The sequence below is a fragment of the Streptococcus sp. FSL W8-0197 genome, from assembly GCF_037963785.1.
Taxonomy (GTDB): Bacteria; Bacillota; Bacilli; order Lactobacillales; family Streptococcaceae; genus Streptococcus; species Streptococcus oralis_CQ.
The window spans coordinates 1,611,293-1,632,512 of sequence record NZ_CP150168.1; the positions used below are offsets into that span (position 1 = coordinate 1,611,293).

A 21,220-nucleotide genomic window follows, 5' to 3' on the forward strand; every position below is an offset into this window, starting at 1 on the left:
GTGTCAGTTCCTTCCTATTCTGATATCTTGCGAAATTGGCTGATAAAAAATCCATCACTTCCATACAATTCAGGAGTGATCAGGATACAGCCATCTTTCAGGATATCTTTACATTCGTGTTCTAGTTTAACCTGCTCGAACTCGGGATGACTTTCTAAAAACGCCTCAACGACTTGAAAGTTCTCCTCAGAGACAATAGTACAGGTACTATAAGTTATTATACCACCTTTTCGTAGCGTTTGACAAACACTACCTAATATTTCCAGCTGAATTTCCTGTAAGGATGTGAAATCGGCTGTTTCTTTATTGTATTTGATGTCTGGTTTACGACGTAAAAGTCCAATCCCAGAACAGGGAGCATCTACCAAAATCTTATCAAAAGAGTCCCGACCGAAAAACTCATGTACCTTTCTGGCGTCCAATTTTTGTGTTTGCACTCGATCTGCTACTCCTAAACGCTCCGCATTTTCTTGGATTAAGTCCAACTTATGATCATAAAGATCCAAAGCCGTCACCTTACCAGATGTGAGGTAAGAAGCCATATGGGCTGTTTTCCCACCAGGAGCCGCACAGGCATCCAGGACCTGTTCATCACCTTGTAGATCAAGAGTCGGAGCAACCAGTTGACTGGACTCATCTTGGATAGTAATAACCCCTTCAGCAAACAAATCATGGCCTGCAAAGTGGCCGTGCTCCTTGACCAGACCAGTGGCCGCCAAAGGTGAACCACTCGCCTCTAACACGGCTTTGATTTCCTCTTTTCGGCTCAAGTCAGTCACCCGAATACTGGCTTTGTTGCGTACCAAGAGACTTTTAAAGATGGCTTGTGCTCGCTCTTCACCGTACTCTTCCTTGAGCTTAGATACTAGCCAAACTGGGAGAGAATAGGCAATGGAATCACGCTTATTTTTTCGTTTGATGCTGTCAATATCTGGCCAGCCTTCTCGCAAGATACGACGAAGGACGGCGTTGACTAATTTTTCACTGCCTTTTTTACGGGCTTTGGCTAGTTCTACCGCTTCATTAACCACAGCGTGATTAGGAATCTTATCCAGATACCGAAATTGGTAGGCGCTCAGAAGGAGCAGGATATAGAGCCAGTTATCTAGCTTATCCCGGTCTTTGATAAAGTGGGACAGGTACCATTCCAGAGTCAGTTTTCGGGCTACCGTTCCGTAGACAATCTCTGTCACCAACCCCTTATCTGCTACTGAGAGTTGACTCCCCTTAAGGTGTTTATTTAAGGCAATATTGGAGTATGCTTGGTTCATCAAAACATTCTCTAATACTGCTAAAGCTAGACTTCTAGCCGTTTCTACTTTAGTCACCAAATCGTTCTCCTACTGTCAATGTGCGTCCCACTCCGTTGAGGAAGGAAGAAATATCCATCTTAGGCTTCCCAGCTGGCTGCACTTGCTTGAGGGATAGAGCACCTTCAGCCGCTGCAATGATTAATTCTTTCTTGCCAATAGACAGAATCTCACCTGGAGCTCCCTGACCTTCTACTGGCAGGGCTTCATAGATCTTAAAGCGGTCTCCCTTGAGAAAAGTATGGGCAACAGGCCATGGGTTCATCCCTCGGATTTGGTTAAAGAGTTGGCGATTAGTTTTAGTCCAATCCAGTTTTTCTTCCTCTGGTTTGATATTTGGCGAGAAAGTAACCTGGCTTGGGTCCTGAGGCACAGGCTTGATCTCCCCAGCAATATAGCCAGGCAGGGTGTCCAAAAGCAAGTCACGACCAACAATGGCTAATTTTTCAAACAAGGTGCCGACATTGTCCTCATCAGTGATAGGAATACTGCGACGAGAAATCATATCCCCTGCATCCATTTCCTTAACCATCTCCATAATGGTCACACCAGCTTCCTTATCCCCTTGAATCAAGGCATAATGAATGGGCGCGCCACCACGGTGTTTGGGAAGAAGGGAAGCGTGAACGTTGACCGCAAAGTCCATGTTATCAAGGAGTTTACTTGGGAGAAATTGTCCAAACGCAGCAGTCACAATCCCATCCGCTCCTAGCTTCATAATGGCTTCCATCTCTGGACTTCCAGATAATTTTTCAGGCTGGTAGATAGGAAGGCCTGCTTCTTTGGCAGCCTGCTTGACTGGGGTTTCTTGGATGACTTTTTTACGTCCGACAGCGCGGTCTGGCTGGGTCACAACTGCTAGAATTTCATAACGGTCGTCTGATAACAACCCCTTCAAAACTGTCGCTGAAAAGTCGGGTGTCCCCATAAAGATTAGTTTTGTCATTTCTTCTCCTTCTTATAAAAATTGCTGCGGCTCACGGTCAATACTGAGACGAAGCTCGCTATTTTCCCGTTCTTGAGTCAAGGCCAAAATTCGATTGAGAGTTGGTCCCAGCTCATCTTCTAAGCGGTATTTAATCAAAATCTGGTAATGATAAAGGTTGTGGGTACGGGCGATGGGTTTTGGCGTTGGCCCAAGGATTTTACTAGTTTCCGATAAACCTGAGCGCAAAATTCCCATGACTTCATAGGCACGTTTGACAACCTCTTCTTCTTTCTTGTGAGAGAGGGTAATCCCAATGGTGAAATAATAAGGCGGATAGCCGAGTTGGCGCCTGATACTCATTTCATAGGCATAAAAACCTTCATAGTCCTGATCTTTGGCAAAACGAATGGCATAGTGTTCAGGATTGTATGACTGGATCAAGACCTGCCCAGCCTTTTCCGCTCGACCTGCCCGACCAGCCACCTGAGTTAAGAGCTGGAAGGTTCTCTCAGAAGAACGGAAATCAGGTAAGTTTAGGGCCGTATCTGCATTGAGCACACCGACTAGGGTCACATTTGGAAAATCCAAGCCCTTGGCAATCATCTGAGTTCCCAACAAGATATCTGCTTCCCCTCGGCCAAACTGGTCAAGAAGAGTTTGGTGACTGCCCTTCCTGCGGGTCGTATCCACATCCATCCGCAGAATGCGGGCCTGGGGAAAGAGTTCTGCCAGTTCATCGTAGGCTTTCTGAGTCCCCGTCCCGTAGTAACGAATACTGCGACTCTGACAGTTGGGACAGACATGAGGAATTCCCTTCGAAAAGCCACAGTAATGGCAGTTCATGGTCTTGGTATCCATATGGAGAGTCAGAGAAATGTCACAGTTGGGGCAGCTATCTACCGTCCCACACTCCCGACACATAACAAAGCTAGAATAACCCCGACGGTTGAGCATGAGGACTACCTGCTCTTTTTTATCCAAACGGTCTTGGATGGCCTCTAGCAAAGGAGGCGTAAAGTTTGATGTCTCATTCTGTCCGATATAGTCACGAAAGTCAATCACTTGAACCTCAGGAATCGTAGCCAAAGGATTGGCCCGTTGGGTTAGTCGCAAGTGTTGATAGACACCTTTTCCAGCCCGCGCACGGCTCTCTAAGCTCGGTGTTGCTGAGCCGAGGACTAGGGCTGCTTGATTGTACTGGGCCCGTAAGATAGCGACCTCTCTAGCATGATAACGGGGATTGCTGTCTTGTTTGTAGCTGGCTTCATGCTCTTCGTCAATAATCATAACACCTAGATTTTTCAAAGGAGCAAAGATAGCTGATCGAGCACCAACAACAACTTGGGCATCGCCGCGTTCAACCTTGCGCCATTCGTCGTACTTTTCACCATTGGAAAGGCCTGAGTGAAGAATAGCTACTTTCTCGCCGAAACGAGCAATGAACCGCTCCGTCATTTGTGGCGTCAGAGAAATCTCAGGTACCAGTAAAATAGCCGTCTTACCCTTATCCAAGGCTCCTTGGATAATCTGCAAGTAAACCTCCGTTTTCCCACTTCCTGTAATCCCTTGAAGGAGGAATGGAGGCTGTTGACTACCAATAGCACTGACAACCGCATCGCGAGCTTGTCTTTGCTCTGGGTTCAGCTCCAAAGGTGTACTTGCTTCAATGCCTTCAAAATAAGCAGCTGAACGTTGCACTTCCTTTTGGACTAGAGTTAAAGCTCCTTGCTCCACAAAAAAGTTGACTTGCTCCCGTGAGTAGAATTCTAACAAACTAGCCAGAGGAGCACTTTCAGGATGGGCTAGCAAATAGTCTCTCAGCTCTGCCTTTTTCTTAGCACGCGTAGAAATCTCAATCTGCTCTAGTCGAGTAGCATCAACCTCATACCAAGACTGGGTCTTGACCTTCTTCTGATCGACAGCCTGATACTCTAAGCGGAGCAGACCTTTTCTGGACAAGCGCATCATTTCTGCCTGCTTGGCCAAATCTAGAGATGAAAAGGCTAGCGAATCTTCTGAACCAAACAGACGCTCTCGGTCTTCCTGACTCAGACCTTCCAGAGGATAGAGAATCTTATCATAGCTGGAGTTTAAAAAACCCGGAAGCATGGCTTTTAGGATGGAGATTTTGTAAGAAAAAACTGACTTACGTAGCTCCTCAGCCAGCCAGAGTTGCTCTTGAGTCAAGACGGGAGAAAAGTCTAGCATCTCTGCAATCTCCTTCAAGTCCTGACCTTCCATCTCTTCATCCGACTGGGACTCCAGGCCAAGCACAATCCCTTGGATCAAACGATTACCCTTTCCGAAGGGGACATGAACCCGCATACCGACTTCCAGCATCTCTACAAATTCCTCAGGGACCTTATAACTATAGGGCTGGTCCGTCTGCATAAGGGGAACATCCACAATAATCTTTGCGATTGCCATCTTCTCACCTCCTCCTTGTCAGTACATTCTTGCAATAGAAAAAATAAGATTGAGTCCCCCCAACCTTAAATTTTTTCACCATCTTCTTTTTCTTTAGCGATTTGCTCTTTGATTTTCTTTTCTTCTTCTTCTTTGCGGCGTTTTTCTTCTTCGATACGGAGACGAACCGCTTCACGTTTTCCTTCTGGATCTGGGTGAATGGTTACATTTCCAGACTCGATTTCTTCCAAAGCACGAAGAGTTGATTTTTCAGACTTAAACTCTTGAGTTGCTGGCGCTCCTGCTTCTAGTTCGTGGGCGCGTTTTGCTTCCAAGATTACGAGTGAATATTTTGATGGTACCTTGTCCAGCAAGGTATCAATAGAGGGTTTTAACATCATTTGCTTGTACCTGTTTCCTATAGTTTATCGAGTAGTTGGAGATTTTGGCAACATCTCCTGGTAGTGACCAATGACACGGTCCACACGGAAGTGTTCTGCTTCGATCACACGCTTGACACGTTCAGCAGCGAGGGGCACCTGATCGTTGACAATGGCATAATCATACTCACGCATGAGGGCAATTTCTTCCTTGGCTTTTTCGATTCGTTGGGCAATCACTTCAGCACTATCTGTACCACGACCTACCAAACGATCTTGCAATTCATCCAAGTCTGGTGGCGTTAAAAAGATAAAGACAGCATCTGGAACCTTTTTCTTAACCTGAAGGGCTCCTTGGACTTCAATCTCAAGAAAGACATCGATTCCCTTATCTAGGGTTTCGTTGACATAGGTCAGAGGAGTTCCATAGTAGTTACCGACATATTCTGCATATTCCAACATCTGGCCTTGACGGATCAGCTCTTCAAACTCTTCCCGAGTACGGAAGAAATAGTCCACTCCGTCCACTTCACCAGGACGTTGCGCGCGCGTCGTCATCGATACAGAATATTGAAATTGATTCTCAGAACTCTCAAAAATCTCTCTTCTAACCGTTCCTTTCCCAACTCCTGAAGGACCAGAAAAAACGATTAGCAAGCCTCGGTCTGCCATTATGTCTCCTTTAGTTAGTCTGTGAAATAAAGTAAAATTTCTCTCGGATAGTGATGATAGCGTCAGTTATCCTTCTACAGTCTTTCTATCTAGTGTAACAAAAAAGCAGTAATATTTCAACTGCTCTTTCTTATTTATTTAGCATAATCTACTGCACGAAGTTCGCGGATCACGGTTACCTTGATATTTCCTGGGTAATCGAGATTGTTTTCAATTTTCTCACGAACTTTGTGAGCCAAGATTGTGACTTTGTCGTCTTTGATTTGTCCTGGATTAACCATGATACGGATTTCACGTCCTGCTTGAAGGGCAAAGCTATTTTGCACCCCTTCAAAGCCATTGGCGATTTCTTCCAAGTCATGGAGACGCTTGATATAGCTTTCAAGAGATTCACTACGAGCACCTGGACGCGCTGCACTCAAGGCATCTGCTGCAGCAACGATCACTGCAATGACGCTTTCAGCTTCCACATCACCGTGGTGGCTAGCAATGGTATTCACCACAACTGGGTGTTCCTTGTACTTACGAGCCAACTCCGTACCAATCTCAACGTGACTGCCTTCAACCTCGCGGTCAATAGCTTTCCCAATGTCATGAAGGAATCCAGCACGACGGGCAAGAGCTGCATTTTCACCAAGTTCACTGGCAATGATACCAGATAACTTAGCAACCTCGATCGAATGACGCAAGACATTTTGTCCATATGAAGTACGGAACTGCAAACGTCCCATGATCTTCATCAAGTCTGGATGGAGGTTTGGCGCACCAATCTCATAGGCCGCAGCCTCACCGTATTCACGGATTTTATTGTCAATCTCCTGACGGTTTTTCTCCACCAACTCCTCGATACGAGCTGGGTGGATACGGCCATCCTTGAGCAACATTTCCATGGTCATACGAGCAATTTCACGACGAATCGGATCAAATCCTGACAAGGTTACCACTTCTGGCGTATCGTCGATAATCACATCGACCCCTGTCAAACTTTCAAAGGTACGAATATTGCGTCCTTCACGACCGATAATGCGTCCCTTCATGGTATCGTCTGGTAGATGAACTGTAGAGTTTGTTGACTCCGCTACATACTCACCAGCGATACGCTGCATAGCTTGAACCAAGATATCTTTCGCGATCTTGTCTGAACGTTCCTTGACTTCTTGCTCAGCCTCACGAATGCGACTAGCAATTTCCTTGGTCAAGTTTTCCTCTGTCTGAGCCAAGATAATATCTCGAGCCTCAGTTTGGGAAAGGGAACCGATACGTTCAAGTTCAGCTTCTTTTTGTCTTTCGACTTCCTCTAATTGCTCTTCACGTGCATCAAGGTTTTTTGCTCTATCAGAAATACTTTGTTCTTTTTGTTCAAGTGTTTTTTCTTTGTTCGTCAAATTGTCGTCCTTACGGTCAAGGCTCGTAGCTCTCTCCGTCAAACGACTTTCAATTTGCTTGAGCTCCTGACGTTCTGACTTAAATTCAGCGTCCACTTCTTCACGGTATTTTCTGGCTTCCTCTTTGGCCTCCAATAGTGCTTCTTTTTTAAGAGACTTGCTTTCGCTCTTGGCTTCATTTAGCAATAAATCCGCTTCGCGCTCAGCTTGTCCTCGTAAATTAGTTGCTTCTTGTTCAGCATTTAGAAGCATCAACTCTGCAGCCTCTTGAGATGATTTCATCTTAGCTGAGATGCTGACATATCCAATGACTAAACCAATGATGACGGCAAAAACAGCAATCGCAAGTGTCATGATTTCCATGTTTTTACCTCATTAAATTTGTTTATCGAATGACATACATTCCTTAATATTCTATCATAAAAAACCGATTTTCACAAACCCAAATTGAAGAGTTTTGTGTGAATTTTAGAAGAAAGTTCTGAAATCACAAAACAAACTTTCTAACTCTTAAAAATGACATTTTCATTAAAACATACAATAAAAAAGCCTACCTTTCAGTAGACTTAGTTTGATTCTATTCTAATCGGCGCTCTTCCGAAATTCTGCTCTGCCATACTTGGCTGTCCTAGTTGGTAAATCTGGTCTGCCTTTTGCGTCATAGCATCCCAAGGTTCTTTGCCAATTCGGCTGACTAGATGGACCTGCTCTTTCAGAGATTTGAGGTGTTGTCTGCCTTTTTCGGTAAAGCCAAGAACATGGATGCCCTCTGGCAAGTCACTTTCTCTGGCCTGCACCAGGATATAGGTCAAGAGGCGTCTGACACGCGCCTTGGTATAGCGTTTGGTCGCAACCACCTCGACCAATTCTTCTACAGACTGTGCTGTCTTAATGGCATCTTTAATGCGCATAGCCATTTCTTGATTGACCTGATAGATGGTCGTTAGGTCAGTATTTGACAAGATTTGATAGCGAAGTAAGGGAAAATAGTCATCCCAGCTCACCTTACTGGCCTGCTCAAAGAGGGCAACAGAAGGCATAAAGCGTTCTAAGAAATCTTTGTCCCTCTGGTGCTGACGGAGAGCTGTTGCCGAGGCAAAGTCCACATCCTTGTCCACAGAATGATAGCCAGCCCCCTGACGCTGAATCGGATGCAGTTTGATGTTTCGTCCTGCAATTGCCTTGGCATAAGCTAGAGCTAGAACATGATTAGGCGTATTGCCTGAAAAATCAAGACCAGCAAATTCCTTCCACATGGCTTGGGTTTTCTGGGGATAGGAGAGAGAGTCAGGCAGATTTTCCACAAATTTCTCCATCTCAGCACCTTGCTCCGTGTATAGGTCAGCAATTTTCTGGTAGTCCAGAACTTCCTCTGTCCCAAAAGCCAGCCTATCAATGCCCAATCGAGTCAAGATATCCACAGCCCCTTGGCCAAAGAAATCCGCTGCCTGAACACTGACTAAAAAGGGCAATTCCACTACCAAGTCTGCGCCATTTTCCAGTGCCATCTGGGCCCGAGTCCACTTGTCCACGATAGCAGGCTCTCCACGCTGCATGAAATTCCCTGACATGGCAACGATTTTCAATCCCTCTGCCTGCTCAAGCAGGTATTTATGCCCATTATGAAAAGGATTGAACTCTGCGATAATACCTGTGATGGTCATGATGTTCTCCCATTCTAATGACGAAATCTACGATGCCGCTCAGGCAATCTTCCTCTCCAGTTAAGCCATTGTTTTTCTCCTACTGGAAGGATTTCTGCCAGTTGTTCATTACTATAATTTTTTTGTAACTCAGGATAAGCTATCAACATAGTTGGCCTATGGCATCCAGCAACTGTCATTGGCCATGTTCCATACATCAGCATATGTCGGATATCATCCTCCGATTTTATTTCATTTACTAACATATCAAAAAGTTTCTTAGACATATCGTAAACGACTAACTCTGAAAATACGGTTCCTTCTTCCTGAACATAGAAGTATTGTCCATCTTTCTCCCAAAGCGTTCCATTTTGACGAATACGATTAAACTGCGAAACTTCTTCCCAAGAATATTTTGATCGAACCATATCCATCTCCTACTTCTGCGCGACAAAAAACCAACGGGTGCTGGTTTCTGTCGGCCCCTTGTCCTCAAAGTCCGCATAGAGTTTGAAAGACTTGAAACCAGCCTGTTCCAGCAAAATATCATAGGTCAAGACCTCATAGGTTCGCTCCTCATGCACTTCATCGTGGCGACTAAAGGAACCGTCCGCTTCCTTGACAAAGAAGGTCAACTCATGCACGATGGAGTGAGGAGCCGCATCCTCATAGGTATCCCAGAGCATAGCGAAATCTTCCGCATTTTCATGGTAGGAATAGCCTGGAAAAACTTCATCTGTCTGGTAAGTTGAATGCACATCAAAGATGAATACTCCGTCTTCATTGAGGGCATTATACACTTCCTTAAAGACGTCTCCTACCTCTACCTCATCCTGCATGTAGCAGATAGAGTCCGAGTAACACGTAACAAAGTCGTACTGACCAGCCTTGGACAAATCCAGCATATTGCCTTCAATAAAATCAATCTTTTGCTTGGCTGAAGCCGCTCTTTTCTCCGCAATCTTCAACATATCCGCGCTCAAGTCAAGTCCTGTCACATCAAAGCCAGTTTGAGAAAAGCGGACAGACTGGATACCTGTTCCACAAGCCAATTCCAAAAGTTTCTTTCTCTCCTTGGTCTTAGGCAAATGACGTAGAGAAAAATCCGTCCATTTATCGTATAAACTATCATCCATCACAGCATCGTAAACAGCCGCAAAGGTTTCATAAGTCGCCATATTCATGATACCAAGTCCGCCCGTAATCGGAATGAAAATTAGGAGCTTGACGATGGAGCCTAGCTCCAAGGAAGGCTATCTATTTTCCGACGATTACAGGACGGGTTCAAATCCTTTCTAAGATACAAAGAGCGTTAAAAGCAAGGAGAAAATAGGAAACTTTCTGCTGTATCGTCAAATACAAAGGAAGTTACTCTTTTTCTCGCAGCCTTTAGCTCGTGCTCAGTTTCGAGATGAACAAAACACGACGCCCTTTACCTTTCTATCCATTTTTTCTAAACTAAGCAAAGAAACCCAGTTGCCTGCAACTGAGTTCATCTACTAGGCCAAGACTTCTGAAATGTCTACAGAATCAGCCTCATGCCATAGTTTTTCTAGGTTATAGTGAGCACGCATTTCTTCTGAGAAAATATGCACAACGACACCACCGAGGTCTAGCAAAACCCAGCCTCCCGCTGCATCGCCTTCAACATGGCTACCTTTAAAGCCTGCTTGAGCCACTTTTTCACGGATATTGTCAGCGATTGCGTCCAACTGACGGCTATTCATCGAGCTAGTGATAACAAAGTAGTCCGTCACGCTGGTCAAATCTTGTACGTCAAGTACGAGGATATCCTCCGCACGTTTCTCATCAGCCGCTTTCACGACTAGTTCTAGTAATTCTTTTTCGTTCATTTAGTCCTCTTTCAAATAGTGCACAAATGCGTTATAGGTTTCAAGGGTTTGGGGATAGATGGGGAATCCCTGATGAGCTAAATGCTCCACAGTTCGTGCCGTTTCGTAGGCCACTGCCTTATTAAGTGACAAACTTGCAATTTCACGCGCCACATCCACACCTGGAAAGGCGCGGTTGTGCTCAATGTAGTCTGCGACATAGATGACCTTGTCTAGATCGGTCATCTGACCAGCTCCGACTGTATGGATTTCAATAGCTCGCAGGATTTCAGGATCATGCAAATCCAAATCTTCCTGAATCTTGTAAATTCCAACCATCCCATGCCAGACATTATTGCCCCAGTTTTTGAGGTCAGGGTCTAGCTGATATCGGTCAATCAAGTCTAGAAATTCCTGATCTGACAACTTTTTAGCATAGTCGTGGAGAAGGCCTGCTAGGCCTGCTTTCTCACTATCTACAGCAAAACGATGAGCCAGTTCTATGGCCGCACGCTCTACACCCAGACAATGGGTTAAGCGTTTTTCAGGCAGAAGCTCTGCCATTTTTTTCAACAAAGCCTCGCGGGAGCAGTTGATATAGTCTTGGTATGCCATCAGTAAAGCCCCTCCTTCTCGATGTAGTCTAGCACTGGCTGAGGTAGGAGAAAGTTAGGTTTCCGACCTTGGGCAATGAAGTCACGCACCATGCTGGACGAGATGTCCATGAGAGGCACATCCACCCAGATAACTGGATAGGAAGTCCCTGCCTTGTAGCGTGGACGCTGAACCCCTACAAACTGAACCATGTCGACCAGCTCATCAATTCGGTACCACTTAGGCAGATAGTCCACCATATCAGCCCCGATAATGAAGTAATAATCCGTATCTGGATGTTGCTCTGTCAAAATCTTCATGGTGTCGTAGGTGTAGGAAATGCCCTTACGCTCTAACTCAATGGTTTCAATGTCCAGACCTTCAATCCCCTCAATCGCCAACTCAAGCATCTTGAGACGGTGGTGCTCGGGGATGGTTTCCTTTTTATCTACATGAGGTGGTTGGTATTCGGGCATAAGCAGGACCTGGTCCAGTCCCAACTGTTGTCGTACTTGGTCCGCCACAACAAGATGGGCATGGTGAACAGGGTTAAAATTCCCCCCTAAAATCCCGACTTGTTTGCGTTTTTTCTCCTTGATTTCTGGCTCCAACTCTACCTTGGTAAAGGGAGTCAATAATTCGATTGCCATAGGCTCGTCTTCCTTTAATTCTCTGTAAATACAGTTTCTTGGAGTTTCGGTCTTAGATTTCTTTAACTTTTTTAGAAATCTTGCGATTTTCTTTCTTGCTAGATTGTTTAAACAAGATCAAGATGCGTCCGATTTTTTGGACAGTATCCACTCCGATTTCTTCTTCCAAAATTTCAGCTACTTCGTGGATGTTTTCATCTGTGTTTTGCAAGAGTGTGACTTTAATCAATTCGCGGGCGTCGAGAGCCTGACGGACGCTAGTTTTGATTTGGTCGTTGAGACCATTTTTTCCAATTTGGATGATGGGTTTTAGGGTATGTGCCTGGCTGTTGAGGAAGGCACGTTGTTTTGATGTTAATGACATAATTTCTTTAAAAGAGTTTCTTTTTATACTTTTCTGAAGTGGTGACGGACGTCAGCAAAGTCCTTCGGACTTTCATGACTAAAATTTGAACCTAAGGTCTCAAATTTTCCGCAGTTGGTACAATCACTTGTACCAACTGACACCACGGCGAAAAGTATTCGTTATAGGCTCGTGGAGCTCGCCCGAATCCAGACAACTCTTTCCTTTCTGTGTTTAAATGATTGCTTTTCGTGTGACGATGGCGACGCCTTCTGGTGCCCAGACGGCGACTTTGGCGGTGCCTGTTACGCGGATCCAGCCTAGGCCTGAGATGACTAGATCGGTTTTGTCCTTAATGGTAAAGATATGTTGGACTAGTTTTGGAAAATCTTCTTTTTCTTTGCTATTTGGCGGTGTTAGAAGGGTTCCGAGGTGCTTGTCATAAAAGGCACTAGCACCTTCTAGCTTGGTACGGTGGAGTTTGAGTTCATTGTCAAAGAAGGCTGTGAATCCTTGCTTTTCTCCTGATATGAAGTCAAAGCGTCCAAGACCACCTAAAAACAGAGTTTGCTCAGGGTTAAGCTGATAGGTTTTGGGCTTGATTTCCTTTTTAGGGCTGACATACTTGAGGTTTTTAGCCGTCAAGTAGTGGGCCATCTGGTGGCGGTGGATAATCCCTGGTGTATCGTAGATATAAGATCCGTCGTCAAGCGGTATCTCAATCTTGTCCAAGGTTGTCCCCGGAAAACGCGAAGTCGTGATGACATTTTGGTCACCTGTGATTTCTTGGATAATGGCGTTGATAAGGGTTGATTTTCCAACGTTGGTCACACCAACTACGTAGACATCACGGCCCTTACGGTAGTGTTCAATCTTGTCAATGACTTCCTTGATGGCATGCTTATTCTGAGCCGAAGTCAGGACGACATCCACAGGACGAAGCCCTTCTTCGTGGGCACGTTCCATGAGCCACTGGCTAATCTTGCCCGGCTTAACTGACTTGGGCAGGATATCTTTTTTATTTCCCACCAAAAGGACATCATTGCCCGATACAAAGCGTGGCAAGCCTGGGATGACAGAGCCATTAAAGTCAAAGATATCAATGACATTGACTACCAAAGCATCACTGTCTCCCACCTCGTGCAAGAGTTTGAGGAAATCATCGTCCGTCAACTGTACATCTGTGATTTCATTGTAGTGGCGGAGACGGAAACAACGTTGGCAATAGACTTCTCCAGTCTCCAAGCCTTTTTCAAGTGCCGACTGGGGAGTGAAACCAAGACCAGCCTTGTCTGTCGTCTGAATGGTTGCTCCACAACCAATACAGAGAATTTCTTCCATAGTTAAATTCCTTTTTTATATGTAATCGGTCCGTATTTTTCAGTGATTTTGCGCATGACACGGCGCTCTCGAGCTCGGTTGATCTGCGTCTTGATCGAGTCGTGTTGGACCAAGGGTTTGACTAAGATCGAGCGAATGCCTGCACGGTGCGCTGCACGAATATCCGTCATGAGTTGGTCGCCGACCATGACCACTTCATTTTTCTCATAGTGGAATTCCTTCATGGCACGGTCTATCCCAAATGTGAAAGGCTTCAAAGCCCAATAAACGTAGTCAATCCCAAATTTCTCAACTGCTCGTTGGACCCGTTTTTTGGTGTTATTTGAGACCACGATGATGCGAATACCTGCGTCCCGAAGGTCATGTAGCCATTGCTTCATCTCTGACGTCCCATCAGGGTTGTTCCAAGCAATGAGAGTATTGTCCAAATCGACCAAAACAGCCTTGATTCCCTGCGCTTGCAGGCTTGGGACTGTCAGATCATAAACTGCTTCCACAGCAAAGTCTGGCATATAATTTTCAATCGCCATTCTGGCTCCTTTTCTTTTTAATTTCTAGCAATATTCTTTAAATATTGGGCTAAGACTACCCATAAAATGAGACTAGCTATCAAAATATAAATCCAAGCATTTGGTTCATCTGCAAACGGTAAGGGAACATTCATTCCGAAGAATCCTGTAATAACTGCAAGGATAGCTAGCAAGACTGAGATAATGGTCAAAGTTGTCAAATTATCATTTAGATTATTATTTAGGATGTTGTTGTAAGAGGCTGAGAGTTGTTGCAAAACTTGAGAAATCAAGTCTGTCATCGAAACCAACTGATGCGCTTCAATCATGGCATCGTCAAACTGCTCTCTTTCTACCTCATTAAAATTGCGATAAAGAGCATGCCCTTGGATGTGTTCCAAGAGGAGACGATTTTGTTTGGCAGCTGCTGTCAGGTAAACCATACCAGTTTCCAAGTCAGAGAGGGCAAAAAGATTCTTTTTAGTTGTTTTTTGACGAAGAAGTGCACTGATTTCATCCTTACTTTTATCCATCTCTTCAATAACTGGATAATAAGCATTGCTAATAATCTCTAAACTGGCAAAAAGAAATTTGTAGATTGAAACAACTTCATGGCTTTCAAGGTAGGTTGCCATACGTTTAATCACATAACTATTCTTATGATTGCTAATTGTGATTAGCCGTTGTTTTTCAACGATAAAGGTCATCGGAATTGCTTCATAATATTCTTTATCTTTTTCTAAGTCAAGAACATTATAAATGAAGGTTACCGTTCCCGTTTCACGGTGATAGTCCATGTGGGCACGCTCATTTCTATCCAGAGCATACTCGATAGTTTCCTTGTCCAATCCATAGACATCCGAAAGGTCTTCCATGTTTTTAATCTTGTCCACATCAAGGTCTATCCATGTACAATCGTGACCTAATTTTTTCTCTACAAATAGCATACTCTCTCCTTTACCAAACTCCTTCTATTGTACCACAAATCTGCTAAAATAGCCGGTCTATTCAGTACGAGATAGATTGCTGACGACGGTGATATTACGATTGGGAACAAAGTGAAGGGCCTGATCGTCACCTCGCAGTTGAGTTGTACGGATTCCTACGCTAACGACCTTTCCAGAAACGGTAATCGGTCCATTTGTCAGAACCACTTCATCACCCACATCAAGCTGGCGTTCAAAAAGGATGAAAAAGCCATTAATGACATCGGATAGAAAGCCTTGCGCCCCCATACCAATGGCCACCCCAGCAATCCCCGCACCAGCAAGGAGGCTAGAAACTGGCAGACCTAAAATAGACAGGATACAGTAAAGCAGAAAGAAATAAAGAATGTAATTAAAGACATTCTCCAGCAAACGGGAGATGGTCTTTTGCCTTCCTGCATCTCGATTTGAAAATTTAAGCGAGGGCTTGACAATCTTTCGTACAGTGGCGTGAAGCATCTTTTTAGCTATATAAAATAGCAAAAACAAAATCAAAAGAGAAATCACCTTGGTCAAGAGATTCTCTAATATGGTTGTTAAATCAAGTTTATCAAAATAGCGTTGAAAAAAATCTTGCATATAAAACTCCTTTTTCCTATTATACCATAAAATCGTCCTTCTCTTTTCTTTCATAATTATTCAATTATTGTTCCTATTTTCAAAATATCACTTGCCTCTATAGCATATTTATACTATAATTATAAACAATACATTTGAAGGAGACTGCTATGAAACGAATCATTAGAGCCTGGATCAAGGCAAGCCTCATCAAACGAATCCTTATTGGAATGATTTTGGGAGCTACATTAGGGATGCTCTTTCCAAACCTTACAGGAATTGGTCTGCTTGGAGACCTCTTTGTAGGCGGACTGAAAGCCATCGCTCCTATTTTAGTTTTTGCCCTTGTTGCCAATGCCCTTTCCCAACACCAAAAGGGGCAAAATACCAATATGAAGACTGTTATTTTCTTATACTTGCTCGGAACCTTTGCTGCAGCGTTGGTAGCCGTTCTAGCTAGTTTCTTACTGCCTGTGCAAATCACCCTGACCAGTGCAAATACAGAAGTTGCTGCTCCTGACGGTATCGGTCAAGTCCTCAGCAACCTCTTGCTCAAACTGGTGGACAATCCCTTGAATGCTATTGTTGAAGCCAACTATATCGGGATTCTCTCTTGGGCAGTCATCTTTGGCTTGGCTATGAGAGAGGCAAGTAAACACAGTAAAGAATTACTGAGAACCATGGCAGATGTCACCTCTAAAATCGTAGAATGGATTATCAACCTAGCTCCCTTTGGGATTTTAGGCTTGGTGTTTAAGACCATCTCTGACAAGGGCATTGCCAGTCTGGCTAACTACGGTGTCCTCCTAGGACTTTTGATTGCTACCATGGCCTTTGTTGCTCTCATCGTCAACCCACTCATCGCCTTTCTCTTTATGAGGAAAAATCCCTATCCCCTTGTTTTGAAATGCCTACGTGTCAGTGGTATTACAGTCTTTTTCACTCGTAGCTCTGCTGCAAATATCCCTGTCAATATGAAACTCTGCCAAGATTTGGGACTGAATCCTGACACCTACTCTGTCTCCATCCCGCTTGGTTCAACCATCAACATGGCTGGCGCTGCTGTTACCATAAATGTCCTAACCCTGGCTGCCGTCAATACACTCGGAATCTCGGTAGACTTTGGGACAGCATTTGTACTCAGTGTCGTGGCTGCCATTTCTGCCTGCGGGGCCTCTGGAATCGCTGGGGGATCCCTTCTCCTCATTCCTGTCGCTTGTAGCCTCTTTGGGATTTCCAACGACTTGGCTATGCAGGTTGTCGGAGTCGGTTTTGTGATTGGGGTTGTTCAAGACTCCTGCGAAACAGCCCTGAACTCTTCAACAGATGTCCTCTTTACAGCGGTTGCCGAGTATGCTACAAACCGAAAACTTCGCCCCTAGTCTCTGACTCCTCGTTAAACACTTGATTCTATTAGTTTAGGAAATTTTCATGTCTCTCACTCAACGCACGACCAAACTGGTCTTAGCGACCTGTCTCGCTTGTTTTCTCGCTTATTTTTTAGATTTATCATCAGCAGTTTCAGCTGGAATTATCGCTCTCTTAAGCCTCTCCGACACACGCAGAAGCACGCTGAAATTAGCACGTAACCGCCTCTTTTCCATGCTCCTAGCACTCGCTATCGGTGTTCTAGCCTTTCAGCTGACGGGCTTTCACATCTGGAGTCTAGGCCTATACCTAGCTCTCTATGTGCCTCTTGCTTACAAAATGGGCTGGGAAATCGGCATCACCCCTAGCAGTGTCTTGGTCAGTCATCTCTTGGTACAGGAGTCTACTTCCCCAGAGCTCTTGCTTAATGAAGTGCTCCTCTTTCTCATCGGGACAAGCTTTGCACTATTGGTCAACCTTTATATGCCCTCTCGTGAGAAAGCCATCCAAAGCTACCACCTTCAGGTCGAAGAAAAGTTAAAAGACATCCTGCTTCGCTTTAAATACTATCTGTCAAGAGGAGACGGACGCAATCAAGCCCAACTCGTTGACCAATTAGACAAGCTCCTCGATGAAGCTCTCAAACTGGTTTATTTGGATCACTCGGACCATCTCTTTCACCAGACGGACTACCACATCCACTACTTTGAGATGAGACAGCGACAAAGTCGCATCCTGCGAAATATGGCCCAGCAGATCAATACCTGTCACCTGGCCGCAAGTGAGAGTTTGATTTTGGCCCAGCTCTTTTCTAAGATTGCTGCCCAGCTAAGTCAGACCAATCCTGCTCATGACCTACTTGATGACATCGAACGCTATCTGCAAGTCTTCCGCAATCGGAGTCTCCCGAAAACACGTGAGGAGTTTGAAACCCGTGCCACCCTCCTGCAACTACTACGCGAAGCCGAAACCTTTATCCAGGTTAAGGTCGATTTTTATCAGAAATATGGAAACTAAAACGCAAAGAACCTCAGAGAATTCCTCTGAGGTTCTTTACTGATAGGTCACCAACATAAAAACGAGGAGCAATACAAACAAGGCTAGGCTAATCAAGAGGGTCACCATTTTTACCAAGCGGTTGTTCTGCCAGTAGCCTGGTTTTCCGATATTGCTAGTCGCATCCATGGAAAAGAGTTGGCTTTGGCGAGGTTGGATGAGAACCAGGACAATCAAGGCGACGGCTAGGACTATCCCTACAATCATTAAAACTTCCATCATTTTCACCTCAAGATTCCTAATAATGTAAAGATCAGGGTAAGAAGGATAAGCAAGCCGAGTAAAATGGAGAAGGTTTTACTGATCTTTTCTCCTCGGGTAGGCTTTTCTTTCTTAAGCGCTCCTTGCTTTAACTCTTCCATGCGTCCTTCGACATCCTTGTAAAATAAATCTTTTTTAGTCATGGCCTTCCCCTATTATCCTTTCCATCCTCTCTCGGTAAGTAGCCAAGTCCACATAGTTAGCATGACGACCTTGATGCCCAAGGGCTTGCCCCATCTTGTCAAGACTGCTGAGAGCTTCTTGAATCTTCGCAATCATGTCTCCAACAGCCTGCACATCAAAGAGGTGTTCTGGAGCTGTGTAAGGTCTGTTATGAGCTGTCTGATCAAAGGCTAGGATAAGCATATTGTGCTCGAAGGCTTGACGGACAGCATCCAAAAGCTCGTTTCCGTAATTGATGTCTAGATAGAGGTCAGACAGCTGGTAGAGTTCTCGAATCTTTTGCGGACTGGCGTTTTGATAGAGAACGACATTGGGATAGGAAAGCAAGGTCAGCAACTTGGACGACATCTCAGTCACTGCCGCGATTCGGAAGGTCACCATTGGCAAGGACTCAATCAGGGTTTCGATATGCTCGATCTGATCTGAGTTGGTAACAATCAAGGCATCTGCTCGAACGAAGTTTTCTCTTTTGAACTGATAATGATAACCTAGATGGGCAAACTTGTCATGATAGGCTGGATTGGCCAAGGCCAAGGCCTGTTCATAGGTAGCCTTGTCTGGTATGAGGATCTGCTTGGCTCTCAGCCCCTCTTGCTCCAGTAGCAACTGCATATTTCCAGGAAGACAATCATCTAGCGGTTCTTGCCAGACTAAAATATCCCGTCCAGTCTTATCTGGATAATGGTATGAGACCAAGAAAGAGGTAGCTAGAGTGTTAAAGAGAAGGTGGCGAGTGTCGATTCCCAAGTCTTGCAAAAAGAAAATCGTGAATTCCACTCGATTTTTAAAATGGCGCAGGGCTTGTCCGGGCAAGGTTAGGAGGATATCGCCTGTCACATGGTTTTCTAGGACAATTTCTTGTCCCTTTGCATCCTGATACTTGGTCAGGATAGTCTGCCCATCTGCACTATAGGTGGTCTTAGCAAAGCAGGCTCCGTATTGGTTATAGTGGTCTGCTTGGTAAATGCGACCGGATAGGTCCTTCCAGTCGACTTGCTTTACCAGACGGGCCTGAGGAGCATCCACATAGTGAATCACGCCCCTCTCCCGAGAATCCTCTAGGATATGCGCAGACTGGTTATTGCCCGCAATCTCCCAAAACTCAGGTACGGCTACTTGGTTGAAATAAAGAGCTTTTCCCGACTCGTAACCTAGATAGTAGGTAAAGGGAGAAAGAATCCCATCTGGGAGAAAGCCATCTGGCTCGATCACAACCGTGACATGGGACAGACCAGCAGCTTCTAGACTTTCATGTAAATCTCGGCTTTCCTGGCCATATCGATCAAATAGTTGAATCATGCAGGACCTCCTCTATCGTTTTCTTCCACTTGTCCCTTACCTTATCTGTTAAAAATTCTCTCGCTAGGTCATAAGATGCTTTTCTCATATCTGGCAAGTGATTTTCCTGATAGAGCTGGCAGATTTTTTCTGCAAAAGCCCTTTTAATTTCCATTTCAACATGGTCGTCTGAACTTGGAATCAAGTAGCCATTTTGACCGTCCTGGATAAAGGTTTGGTTTCCATAAGGCACATCAAAACCAATCAAGGGCAATCCTGACCCAACCGCCTCCATCAAGGTCAGACCAAATCCTTCACTGGTAGAGGCTGTCAGATAGACTTCATACTGGGGATAGATCTGAGATAGGTCTGCATGTCCCTTGAGCTGGATATAGTTCTCCGCCTGGTGAGCCGTGATGATTTCCCTTAAAAGGGATTCTTCACCCCCACTTCCATAAATATCAAAGGTAAGCTCTGGGAGGACTTGATGCGCTTGGATAACCGCCTTGACGAGCCAGTCGATGTGTTTTTCCTTGGCCAAACGAGAAGCGGTAATGAGAGAAAAGGGCTTGCGTTCTCTAGCAGGCTCGCTCAACTGATCTATGCTCCCAACTGGAATCGTGACGATTCGAGGACGATGCTGACTATACCGGGCAAATTGACCTTCGAGAACTTCCTTCTGCCGATCCGTGGATACGATAAAGCAATCGACCTTGTCCGCATTTGTAAACTGATACTCATAGTAGTTGTTCCAAAGGAGATAGTCTTCGTTACTAGCATTTTCACTATAGTGCTCTGCGTGGACGACAACTGCTAGATGGGCCTTCTGTGCTTCTTCAAAAACAGCCTGACCAATCCCTGTTTCCCTGTCCAAGATGACCAGATCAGACTTGCTCAAGTTCAAACTTTGCATAAAATAGCGCATAAGAGCTGGCTTTCCGTACAGAATCCGATCTTTAAATCGATAGACCTCTTCCTGTCCTTCAGTCAGCAAGATATCGTAAGCGGTGCTGCCATCTTCATTGAAAAAGCTTCGTTGATAGAGTCTAGCCACTTGGTCTTTGGGCGCGAAATATTCTGTACAGTAGCGTGTGTAGGAGAAATAATCCTTGCGAATCAAGTTCCCCCCAAATACATACTCTGCATGTTGTACTAGATTCTTAGCCGAGTCTACCAAGTAGCAGGTCACAAACTTGTCCTCGTCAGAAAAGTAGACACGCAAAATCTTGCCATCCTGCTCCCTATGACTCTCAAGGCCACCGAAAGAGGCTAAGACCTCATCAACTGTAACACTGGTCGGTGCTAGCCTGATATCTGTAAAATGATTGTAAAGCCAGATTACCTGATCATCCGCAAAGCCGATATTGGCCGTTAAATGCTGGATATTGTCTGCTAAAATCAAGTCGGTAAAGATAAACTTAGATGCTAGGTCTAAACTTCTAAAAATCCCTGCTCGGTAGGCCTGGGCATACTCGACACCACTGCTCGCCCAACCGATCCCTAGATTTATATTGTAAATTGTCATATGATCCTCTCT

Annotated in this window: 23 protein-coding genes; 2 read left to right on the top strand and 21 right to left on the bottom strand. The window is 44.9% G+C overall.

The features are described from left to right. Positions 1–14: 14 nt before the first annotated feature. The 17 genes from rsmB to NYE79_RS08115 all read right to left on the bottom strand — a co-directional run bounded on the left by rsmB (position 15) and on the right by NYE79_RS08115 (position 15,558). Complete coding sequence (gene rsmB / locus NYE79_RS08035) at positions 15–1,328, bottom strand: 16S rRNA (cytosine(967)-C(5))-methyltransferase RsmB (protein WP_251463949.1); 1,314 nt, start codon at positions 1,326–1,328, stop codon at positions 15–17. Further along, positions 1,321–2,256 carry a methionyl-tRNA formyltransferase gene (gene fmt / locus NYE79_RS08040; RefSeq protein WP_216728862.1) on the bottom strand — a complete coding sequence of 312 codons (936 nt, stop codon included), beginning with the start codon at positions 2,254–2,256 and terminating at the stop codon, positions 1,321–1,323. Before fmt ends, rsmB begins: the two co-directional genes overlap by 8 nt. 12 nt (positions 2,257–2,268) lie before the next feature. After that, a complete protein-coding gene (locus tag NYE79_RS08045) occupies positions 2,269–4,665 on the bottom strand; it encodes a primosomal protein N' (RefSeq protein WP_216728863.1) in 2,397 nt (798 codons plus the stop codon). A gap of 65 nt (positions 4,666–4,730) precedes the next feature. Then, positions 4,731–5,045: a DNA-directed RNA polymerase subunit omega gene (gene rpoZ / locus NYE79_RS08050; RefSeq protein ID WP_002874282.1), complete on the bottom strand. Its 315-nt coding sequence runs from the start codon at positions 5,043–5,045 to the stop codon at positions 4,731–4,733. A 24-nt stretch (positions 5,046–5,069) separates the two neighbouring features. Next, complete coding sequence (gmk, locus tag NYE79_RS08055; RefSeq protein WP_000775041.1) at positions 5,070–5,696, bottom strand: guanylate kinase; 627 nt, start codon at positions 5,694–5,696, stop codon at positions 5,070–5,072. Positions 5,697–5,830: 134 nt separating this feature from the next. Further along, positions 5,831–7,444 carry a ribonuclease Y gene (locus tag NYE79_RS08060; RefSeq protein ID WP_033606008.1) on the bottom strand — a complete coding sequence of 538 codons (1,614 nt, stop codon included), beginning with the start codon at positions 7,442–7,444 and terminating at the stop codon, positions 5,831–5,833. Between the two features lie 203 nt (positions 7,445–7,647). Further along, complete coding sequence (locus NYE79_RS08065) at positions 7,648–8,745, bottom strand: nucleotidyltransferase (RefSeq protein WP_216728864.1); 1,098 nt, start codon at positions 8,743–8,745, stop codon at positions 7,648–7,650. A 14-nt stretch (positions 8,746–8,759) separates the two neighbouring features. After that, positions 8,760–9,152 (bottom strand): hypothetical protein, encoded by a 393-nt coding sequence (locus NYE79_RS08070; RefSeq protein WP_251463951.1) that lies wholly within the window; start codon positions 9,150–9,152, stop codon positions 8,760–8,762. Positions 9,153–9,161: 9 nt separating this feature from the next. Further along, positions 9,162–9,902 (bottom strand): class I SAM-dependent methyltransferase, encoded by a 741-nt coding sequence (locus NYE79_RS08075; protein WP_285834993.1) that lies wholly within the window; start codon positions 9,900–9,902, stop codon positions 9,162–9,164. A 321-nt stretch (positions 9,903–10,223) separates the two neighbouring features. Continuing rightward, the gene (rsfS, locus tag NYE79_RS08080) at positions 10,224–10,577 is read right to left on the bottom strand and encodes a ribosome silencing factor (RefSeq protein WP_216728866.1); all 354 of its coding nucleotides are present in this window, start codon (positions 10,575–10,577) and stop codon (positions 10,224–10,226) included. Further along, positions 10,578–11,171, bottom strand: a complete 594-nt coding sequence (yqeK, locus tag NYE79_RS08085; RefSeq protein ID WP_216728867.1) for a bis(5'-nucleosyl)-tetraphosphatase (symmetrical) YqeK — start codon at positions 11,169–11,171, stop codon at positions 10,578–10,580. Continuing rightward, entirely contained in the window at positions 11,171–11,800 is a 630-nt protein-coding gene (locus NYE79_RS08090; protein WP_216728868.1) for a nicotinate-nucleotide adenylyltransferase, read from the bottom strand. Before NYE79_RS08090 ends, yqeK begins: the two co-directional genes overlap by 1 nt. A gap of 52 nt (positions 11,801–11,852) precedes the next feature. Further along, positions 11,853–12,164 carry a ribosome assembly RNA-binding protein YhbY gene (gene yhbY, locus NYE79_RS08095; protein ID WP_000060169.1) on the bottom strand — a complete coding sequence of 104 codons (312 nt, stop codon included), beginning with the start codon at positions 12,162–12,164 and terminating at the stop codon, positions 11,853–11,855. Positions 12,165–12,377: 213 nt separating this feature from the next. Next, a complete protein-coding gene (gene yqeH, locus NYE79_RS08100) occupies positions 12,378–13,484 on the bottom strand; it encodes a ribosome biogenesis GTPase YqeH (protein WP_216728869.1) in 1,107 nt (368 codons plus the stop codon). 2 nt (positions 13,485–13,486) lie between these two features. Next, positions 13,487–14,014 carry a YqeG family HAD IIIA-type phosphatase gene (locus NYE79_RS08105; RefSeq protein WP_216728870.1) on the bottom strand — a complete coding sequence of 176 codons (528 nt, stop codon included), beginning with the start codon at positions 14,012–14,014 and terminating at the stop codon, positions 13,487–13,489. Positions 14,015–14,031: 17 nt separating this feature from the next. Next, positions 14,032–14,940, bottom strand: a complete 909-nt coding sequence (locus NYE79_RS08110; protein ID WP_000899715.1) for a magnesium transporter CorA family protein — start codon at positions 14,938–14,940, stop codon at positions 14,032–14,034. A 57-nt stretch (positions 14,941–14,997) separates the two neighbouring features. Beyond that, positions 14,998–15,558, bottom strand: coding sequence for a mechanosensitive ion channel domain-containing protein (locus NYE79_RS08115; RefSeq protein WP_001150569.1), 561 nt, complete (start codon positions 15,556–15,558; stop codon positions 14,998–15,000). Positions 15,559–15,707: 149 nt separating this feature from the next. On the opposite strand from NYE79_RS08115, the gene sstT reads away from it, so the two are divergent. Then, positions 15,708–16,919, top strand: coding sequence for a serine/threonine transporter SstT (gene sstT, locus NYE79_RS08120; RefSeq protein ID WP_339293675.1), 1,212 nt, complete (start codon positions 15,708–15,710; stop codon positions 16,917–16,919). A 49-nt stretch (positions 16,920–16,968) separates the two neighbouring features. Further along, positions 16,969–17,922, top strand: a complete 954-nt coding sequence (locus NYE79_RS08125) for an aromatic acid exporter family protein (RefSeq protein ID WP_000060061.1) — start codon at positions 16,969–16,971, stop codon at positions 17,920–17,922. A 36-nt stretch (positions 17,923–17,958) separates the two neighbouring features. On the opposite strand, the gene NYE79_RS08130 is transcribed toward NYE79_RS08125, so the two are convergent. From NYE79_RS08130 to gtfA, 4 genes are read right to left on the bottom strand one after another with little or no spacing between them, the layout of a single operon-like run. Beyond that, on the bottom strand, positions 17,959–18,183 hold the full coding sequence (locus NYE79_RS08130; RefSeq protein ID WP_000970791.1) for an accessory secretory protein Asp5: 225 nt from the start codon (positions 18,181–18,183) through the stop codon (positions 17,959–17,961). A gap of 2 nt (positions 18,184–18,185) precedes the next feature. Then, a complete protein-coding gene (gene asp4, locus NYE79_RS08135; RefSeq protein WP_000161925.1) occupies positions 18,186–18,365 on the bottom strand; it encodes an accessory secretory system protein Asp4 in 180 nt (59 codons plus the stop codon). Further along, positions 18,358–19,704, bottom strand: a complete 1,347-nt coding sequence (gene gtfB / locus NYE79_RS08140) for an accessory Sec system glycosylation chaperone GtfB (protein ID WP_216728872.1) — start codon at positions 19,702–19,704, stop codon at positions 18,358–18,360. Before gtfB ends, asp4 begins: the two co-directional genes overlap by 8 nt. Continuing rightward, on the bottom strand, positions 19,688–21,208 hold the full coding sequence (gene gtfA / locus NYE79_RS08145) for an accessory Sec system glycosyltransferase GtfA (RefSeq protein WP_216728873.1): 1,521 nt from the start codon (positions 21,206–21,208) through the stop codon (positions 19,688–19,690). Before gtfA ends, gtfB begins: the two co-directional genes overlap by 17 nt. Positions 21,209–21,220: the final 12 nt, after the last annotated feature.